This window comes from Streptomyces sp. NPDC057474 (genome assembly GCF_042802555.1).
In the GTDB taxonomy this organism is placed as follows: Bacteria; Actinomycetota; Actinomycetes; order Streptomycetales; family Streptomycetaceae; genus Streptomyces.
The window spans coordinates 1-7782 of sequence record NZ_JBHVDX010000331.1 but is presented as its reverse complement, the minus strand read 5'-3'; the positions used below and the strand labels follow the sequence as shown (position 1 = coordinate 7782).

The 7782-nt window shown below is 72.9% G+C and carries 4 protein-coding genes and 1 pseudogene; all 5 read right to left on the bottom strand.

Features of this window, described 5'->3' with window-relative positions; translation table 11 throughout:
* Positions 1-113 precede the first annotated feature (113 nt).
* Positions 114-1013, bottom strand: a complete 900-nt coding sequence (locus ACFU53_RS44695) for a phosphoribosylaminoimidazolesuccinocarboxamide synthase (protein WP_384005714.1) — start codon at positions 1011-1013, stop codon at positions 114-116.
* Between the two features lie 85 nt (positions 1014-1098).
* Positions 1099-2610 carry a N,N-dimethylformamidase beta subunit family domain-containing protein gene (locus tag ACFU53_RS44690; RefSeq protein ID WP_384005712.1) on the bottom strand — a complete coding sequence of 504 codons (1512 nt, stop codon included), beginning with the start codon at positions 2608-2610 and terminating at the stop codon, positions 1099-1101.
* A gap of 347 nt (positions 2611-2957) precedes the next feature.
* Positions 2958-4973, bottom strand: coding sequence for a hypothetical protein (locus tag ACFU53_RS44685; protein ID WP_384005716.1), 2016 nt, complete (start codon positions 4971-4973; stop codon positions 2958-2960).
* A gap of 498 nt (positions 4974-5471) precedes the next feature.
* Positions 5472-6725, bottom strand: coding sequence for a phosphoribosylamine--glycine ligase (gene purD / locus ACFU53_RS44680; RefSeq protein ID WP_384005710.1), 1254 nt, complete (start codon positions 6723-6725; stop codon positions 5472-5474).
* Between the two features lie 280 nt (positions 6726-7005).
* Positions 7006-7782: pseudogene (locus ACFU53_RS44675) on the bottom strand (DNA polymerase III subunit gamma and tau); the annotation flags it as partial.

Below are 7782 nucleotides of genomic sequence, written 5' to 3'. Positions count from 1 at the left end.
GGTAGAGCGCAACCTTGCCAAGGTTGAGGTCGCCAGTTCGAACCTGGTCGTCCGCTCTTGAGATCGATCGAAAGAAGGCCCCGGTCCACTGGACCGGGGCCTTCTTCGTGCGCCTAGCTCCAGCGCGTGCCCGTCAGGCGCTCGTACGCCTCCACGTACTTGGCCCGGGTCGCGGCGACGATCTCCTCGGGCAGCGGCGGCGGGGGCTGCTCGCTCGCGCGGTCCCAGCCGGAGGCCCCCGAGGTCAGCCAGTCGCGGACGAACTGCTTGTCGAAGGACTGCTGGGCGCGGCCCGGCTCCCACAGGTCGGCCGGCCAGAAGCGGGACGAGTCCGGGGTGAGGACCTCGTCGGCGAGGACGAGGGTGTCGTCCTCGTAGCCGAACTCGAACTTGGTGTCGGCCAGGATGATGCCCCGGTCACGGGCGATGTCCCGGGCGCGGCCGTACACGGCGAGGGTGGTCTGGCGCAGCTGGGCGGCGGTCTCCGCACCGACCTGGCGGGCCACCTCCTCGTACGACACGTTCTCGTCGTGTTCGCCGACGGCGGCCTTGGTGGCCGGGGTGAAGATCGGCGCCGGCAGCTCCGAGCCGTCGACCAGGCCCTCGGGGAGGGCGAGGCCGCAGACCGTACGGGAGTCGTTGTATTCCAGCAGGCCCGAACCGGTGAGATAGCCGCGGGCGACCGCCTCCACCGGGACCATCCGCAGGGACTTGCAGACGAGGGTGCGGCCCGCCCAGTCTGCGGGGGCACCCGGCGGAAGTTCGGTGCTCAGGACGTGGTTCGGGACCAGGTCGGCGAGCTGGTCGAACCACCAGAGGGACAGCTGCGTGAGGACGCGCCCCTTGTCGGGGATCTCCGTCGGCAGCACCCAGTCGAACGCGGACGTTCGGTCGCTGGCGACCATCACGAGGTCGCCCGCCTCGTTCTGGTACAGATCGCGCACCTTGCCGGTGTGCAGATGCACCAGGCCCGGAACCTGGATCGGCTCGGGCTTTTCTACGAATCCGGACACGGTTCCTCCCCGTGGTGATGTCCAAGTGGCTCGATTCTCCCGTATGCGGGCAACCGATCTTGGCCAGGGGTTGTGCTGACGGGACTCAGTCGCGTTTGCAGATGCGGTCCAGGAGGTTTGCGGTGGCTCGCTGGACACGGGTGTCGACGTGTCCCGGACGGTCCAGGGCCGGAGACCAGGCGAACGTTCCGGATGCGAAGACCCAGGCGCCGGAGGGGGCTCGGTAGAGGGAGGTCTCCTGATGGCGGACGGTGTCGTCGCTGTCCCGGTACGGGGAGTGGGCGAGGAGTATGCGGCCCTGATGCTCGGGGAGTGGGGTGCGCGGGAAGTAACGGTCGGCCTCGCCGGCAACCATGCCTTCCAGCTCGTCGTTCTCATGGGCGCCGGTCGCGTCCCAGAGCCAGTGATCGGCGTTGCGCACGACCAAGGGGTGGGTGCCGGGGACCCGGCCCTCGTACTGGATGCCCATCAGCTGCTGCTCGGGGCGGTCGATTTCGCGCCACAGTGCGGGTTTGCCGGGGCCCTGGCGTTTTCGGCAGGTGAGGAGGCGGTCGGGGACACCGGACGGGGACGGGCTCAGCTCCACCTGCCAGTACATGGTGTTGGAGGAGAGGAAGACCAGCGAGGTGCCGCTGTCGCGGGCGAGTTCGGTGGTGCGGCGCATCCGCGGCGACCAGTACTCGTCGTGGCCCGGGAAGACCAGTCCCCGGTAGCGGCTGGGGTCGACGCGGCCGGAGTGTAGGTCGCGGGCATCGGCGTAGGCGAGGTCGTAGCCGTAGCGCTCGGCCCAGCGGATGAAGTCGTAGGCGTGACCGACGTGGAGGGGGAGGCCGGCGCCGGCGTACGGGCGGTCGAAGGAGACCGTCGTCGCCGCGTCGGACTCGCCGAGCAGCCGGCCGTCCTCGTCCCAGGCGTGGTAGAGGCTGGCGCCCGTGCGGCCGTCCTCCGGATACAGGTTGTACGCCTGCCAGGTGATGTCCGGGAGCAGGAGCAGCAGGTCGGCCTGGCGGTCGTCGCGGATGGTGAACGGCACGTGGGAGCGGTAGCCGTCGGCGGTGGTCAGGACCGCCACGTACGCGCCGACGTTCCAGTAGCTCGGGATCTGCAGCCGCCAGGAGAGCCACCAGTGGTGGCAGGAGACCGTGCGGTCGGCGGTGAGGGGCGGAGGCTGGACGATGCCGGAGAGGCGGGGGCTTGTGGTGATCTTCGCCGCGCCATCGCCGCTGTAGTGGCCGATGCGGTAGATGTCGACGCCGAATTCCTGGGGCGGGTCCACGGTGATGTGGAAGTCGATGGACTCGCCGGGGGCGGCGGCGCCGGTCGCCGTGAAGCCCTTGATCTGCCGGTGCACGTCGTCGGCGGAGCGGGGGCCCGGTGGGGTGCGGGGGGCGGGGACGCGGGCGCGAGCGCCTTTGGTTGGCGCCTCGGACTCGGGCGGGCCCAGCTCCACGTACCAGGGGACCACCTGGCCGGTGTCGTCGAAGTACGTCACAGCCCCCCGCAGCCAGGGGACGGGGCCCTGGCCGAAGGGATCTGTCACGGCGTGGGCGAGGGCGCCCGATTCCCAACGGCGGATGTGGTGGTGCTCCGAGCCCATGAGTACTCCCTCCCTCGTCCCCCGTGAGCTGTCGCAAGCCCTTGCTACGTACGCGATCGGTCCCAGCACATCACATTACGCACGCGCTCCGTCACCGTTCGTTGCGAATTGGCGATAGTGGAACGGCTAGCTCCGGATGGGAAGTTGGGAGAGCGGGGTGAGCCGGGGGGCCGGTCGTAGGTGGTCGGCGGTGGTCGTCGGTTGTTGTGGCTGGTCGGGGCGGGTGGGCGGCAGGTGGGCGCGGTTGCCTCCGGCGGGTCGGGGCTGGTGGTGGGCGCGGTGCCCCGGCTGGGCGAGGCGAGTGGGCGCGGTGGGCCGCGGCAGGTCATGGCCGGGGGCGGTGGCGTTCAGACCAGGCGGACCGGTTTCTCAGGGCGGACGCCGAGGTGGCGGAGCCAGTCGCGGAGGGGGGCGGGGTCACCGTCCTCCACGAGGGTCAGGACCCGGGGGGCGAGGTCGGCCGCCCGTACGCCGTCGACGAGGAGGGAGGGGCCGTCCAGCCAGTCCAGGCCCGGGGTCGCGCCCGCCGTGTCCATCGCCGCGCAACACACCATCGCGGCGACGTGCTCCGTCAGCAGCTCGCGGCCCGTGCGGGGCGGCTGCATCGGGAACAGCGGCAGTAGCCCGTCGTCCCACAGCGCCCGGTCCGGTCCCTGCACCTCGGCCCCACCGGCCGCGGTGTGCACGGCAGCCGGGGCCGCCGCCTCCTCCCGCGCCAACTCGGCGGTCAACGCGGCGGCGAGAGCGGCGGACTGGGCGTTGGCGAGACCGGGTTCGTCACCGTCACCGTCAGCACTGTCGTCGCGAGGGGATATGTGGTGCCGGTCCGGCCCCTGGGCGGGGTTGTGCTCGTGCTCGCGCTCTTGAGGGGCTTCGGCACCCGGCTCGTGTCCTTCGGCGGTCCTCAAGTGCGGCTCGCGCGCGGTGGCGGCTCCGGGGGCGTGGGCCGTGGTCGGGGAGGTCAGGTGGTTCAGTACGCGGGACAGGGTGGGGCCGCCGGGGGCCGGGCCGGTTGGGTCGGTGGTCGGGTCGCTTGTCGTGTGGCGGACGCCCAGCGCGTCGAGGACGCGGTGGAGGCGGGCCGCGTCGGTGCGCCATTTGCGGTCGACGACCTCGTCCGGATACTCGTGCCAGTCGACCGGGGACCAGTCGGGGCCGGACTCGGCGGGGCCGCCGTGGAAGAGGCGGGCGGCGAGGAGGGACGCGGCCTCGTCGACCGTGCCGGGCTCTTCGAGAAGGTCGCAGGCCGGGCGTTCGCCGAGCCGGGAGGCGAAGCCCTCGGCAAGGCGGTCGCGGCGGGACAGCTCCGTGAGCGCGGCGACGACACCCGCGTCCAGGCGGGACGGCCAGCGGCCCATCCGCCAGGCGGGCAGCGCGACCCGGGTGAGGAGGCGGTCCCAGCCCGCGTAGGCCAGGCCGACCTGCTCCTGGGCGACGATCCGCAGACCGTAGTCCACAGCCTGTGCACGCTCGGCCGCCGCGGCGGCGACCCCGCGCTCCATCTCGGCCGCGTGCCCCCGGCAGGCGCGCAGGAGCAGCCGGGTCACCCAGCCGACACCGGCCGGCACCGCACGGACGAGCGGGCCACGCGTCGGCGCCGAGGTGACGGCCACGGCGGCGTCCAGCCCGCGTACGAAACGGCGGGCCGCGGCTATGTCCGGGTGCGCCGACGGTCCCGTACCCGCTACGACCGGTGCCAGCACCGCTCGTAGCTCACCGACCCGCATCCACCACAGGAACGGCGAGCCGATGACGAGCACGGGGGCGGTGGGCGCGCGGTGCCGCCGGGGAGAGGAGAGTCCGGACTCCGGACCGGATTGCAGACGGGACTGCAGGCCGGGCGACGATCCGCGGGCGCCCGCCATCTCGTCGGCCCGTTCCCCACCGGGGCCACCGGCCACGTCGGCCCCATCGGTCGAGGAGTGGGCGGGTCGGTGCGTGGCGGGTGTGTTGTGGGACGGGTGGGTGCGGTCCTCCAGCCAGCTGTCGCAGTCCGGCGTCAGCGCTATCGCGGAGGGGTGCGGGACGTCGAGGCGGTCGGCCAGATCCCGGACCAGACGGTAGAGATCGGGCGCGGCCCGCTCGGTGATCGAGACCGTGGGGCTCATGGCGGGCCGGGCGCGGGCGACGACGAGCGCGATGCCGGCGGCGGCGAGCAGCACGACGACGGCGAGGCCGGACACGACCCAGCTCGTCATGGACCAGCCCGAGCCGGTCAGATGGCCGGTCGACCCGCCGACCAACAGGACGACGGCGACGGCCGCGGGCAGCACTGCCACGGCCAGCGCCCTGCTGCGGACACGCAGCACGGCGAGGGCCCGGGAGCGCGCGGCCTGCGCGCCCGCCTCCTCACCACCTGCCATACCGGTCACGACCCGACGTCACCCCCTGTTGTCCCGTGCGGCGCACACCACGACGACTGCTCGTCACAGTGGTCGCCGCCGATGCCCTGACGTTGCTCACTCCCCCACTGTGGCACCCACCACTGACATCGCAATGCCGGTGGGCCAAGTGCCGGAACACTTGCGCCGCACCCTAGTTGGGGCCCCGGCCGCCGTCAGCCGGATGGGCCATCGCTCACTCGATGGAATGGCTTTGGGGAGAGGTGAATGACGCTGGGCAAGGATCGGGCCCCGGATTCCGACGGCTTTTCCAGGGGCTTCCTGGGGGTCTCCGAAGGGTTCCGGGGCCTGGGGTTCGTACCCGTTGATGCGCTTCGCATGCGGATGTCGCGAAGGGGACGGATGCGTGTGGATGCGCACGGAAGGGTGTGGCAGGGCGCGGAGGGGCGTGGGAGGTCAGGGGTACGTGGCTGGGGCGAAGGGTCCGCCGGAGTCCACCTGTTGGCAACCGTCAGTCGGTCACGCCTCGGCTGCCGCCTTCGCCGCGATGTCCGAACGGTGCTGGGAGCCGTCGAGGCCGATGCGGGCGACGGCGGTGTAGGCGCGGTCTCGGGCCTGGACGAGGTCCTTGCCGGTGGCCGTGACGGAGAGGACGCGGCCGCCGGCGCTGACGACGTCGTCTCCGGCGCGCTTGGTGCCGGCGTGCAGGACGTACGCGTGCGGGGCGTCAACGGCGTCGACCTCGTCGAGGCCGGTGATGGGGTCGCCGGTACGCGGCGTGCCGGGATAGTTGTGCGAGGCCACGACCACGGTGACGGCCGCGTCGCCGCTCCAGCGAAGCGGTTCGAGGTCGCCGAGGGTGCCGTTGGCGGCGGCGAGCAGAACACCGGCCAGCGGGGTCTTGAGGCGGGCGAGGACGACCTGGGTCTCCGGGTCACCGAACCGGGCGTTGAACTCGATCACCCGTACGCCACGGCTGGTGATCGCCAGGCCCGCGTAGAGCAGGCCGGAGAACGGGGTGCCGCGACGCCGCATCTCGTCGACCGTCGGCTGCAGCACGGTCTGCAGCACCTCGTCGACCAGCTTCGGGTCGGCCCACGGGAGCGGTGAGTACGCGCCCATGCCGCCGGTGTTGGGGCCCTCGTCGCCGTCCAGCGCGCGCTTGAAGTCCTGCGCGGGCTGGAGCGGGAGGACGGTCACGCCGTCGGTGATCGCGAAGAGGGAGACCTCGGGGCCGTCCAGGAACTCCTCGATGACGACCCGGTCGCAGGCGAGCGCGTGTTCGCGGGCCTGGGCGAGGTCCGCCGTCACGACGACGCCCTTGCCGGCCGCGAGCCCGTCGTCCTTCACGACGTACGGAGCGCCGAACGCGTCCAGGGCCTCGTCGATCTCCTCGGCGGTGGTGCAGACGTACGACCGCGCGGTGGGCACGCCGGCGCCGGCCATGACCTCCTTGGCGAAGGCCTTGGAGCCCTCCAGCTGCGCGGCTTCGCCGGACGGGCCGAAGACCGGGATGCCCGCCTCGCGCAGGGCATCGGCGACACCCGCGACCAGCGGGGCCTCCGGCCCCACGACCACCAGGTCGGCCTCCAGCCGCGTGGCCAGCGCGGTCACGGCGGCGCCGTCCATCGCGTCGACCGAGTGCGACTCGGCCACCTGGGCGATACCCGCGTTGCCGGGCGCGCAGTGGAGTGCGTTGACATCGGAATCGAGGGACAGCGAACGGCACAGCGCGTGCTCACGAGCACCGCTACCAATGACGAGGACCTTCACGGGGCCAGCCTAGCCGGAGGGGGCGGGTGGCTTTGTGGGGGCTTCCGAAGAGTGGGACGGCAGGGGTTTGTCGGATCACACGAAGGTGGAGTGGGGAAGGGAGGGGTGCGGGGGGCCTGGGGGCTGGGTGTGGGGTAGCGAACCGGGAGCTGGCGCAGCGGCGGTGAACCACCGGCTTCGCCCCCACGTCGGCGGAGCACCGACCGCACCGCAGCGCCAGCCGGGGCTCTGCCTCGAGTCTCACGGCAGCAGCACTCGGCGCTCGCGGCTTGCCCGCCCGCTACTCGTTCGCGATCTCCTCCACCACGGTCGCCCCCAGTTCCCGCACGATCAGGTCGTGGCCGGAGAGGGCCGATTCGTCGAGGTCGGGATCGTCGTCCTCGGGGGTGTCGTCCTCGGGGGAGACGGGCGGGGGTTCGGGGGCCGGGGGCGGTGCGGCGACGGGCGGGGCGCTCGGTGCCGACTGGTGGGGCGCGGCCGGGCCCGGGGATGCCGGGCGGGGTGCCGGGGCCGAGGCCTGGGGCGCGGCGGGACGTGACGCCGTGGCCGGAGAGCCGCCGTAGCCGCCGCCCGCGCCGCCACCGCCGTAGCCGCCACCGCCCGTGCCGCCACCGCCGCCATATCCACCGGCGGCCGGAGCGGGAGACCCGTAACCGCCGGGGGCGCCCGGAGGCGCGGAGCCGCCCGACGTGTCGATGACCGCCTCGATCTTCCAGTGCACGTTGAACTGCTCGGCCAGCGCCGCCCGCAGTACGTCCTCGCTGCCGCTGCTCGCGAAGTTGTCCCGGGCGCCCGCGTTGACGAAGCCGATCTGCAGGGTCGTGCCGTCGAAACCGGCCACGTGCGCGTTCTGGCTGAGCAGGATCCAGGTGAAACGGCGGCGGTTCTTCACCGTCTCCAGGATGTTCGGCCAGAGCGTGCGGGGGTCGGGTCCGCCGGGGGCGGGGTTGTAGGCGGCGGGGGCCTGGGGCGCCGCCGGGGGGCCGGGCTGGGCGTACGCGGGGGGCGGGCCCGATGCGGCGGGCGCGGCCGGGCCGGGGGTGGGCGTGGCCGGGGC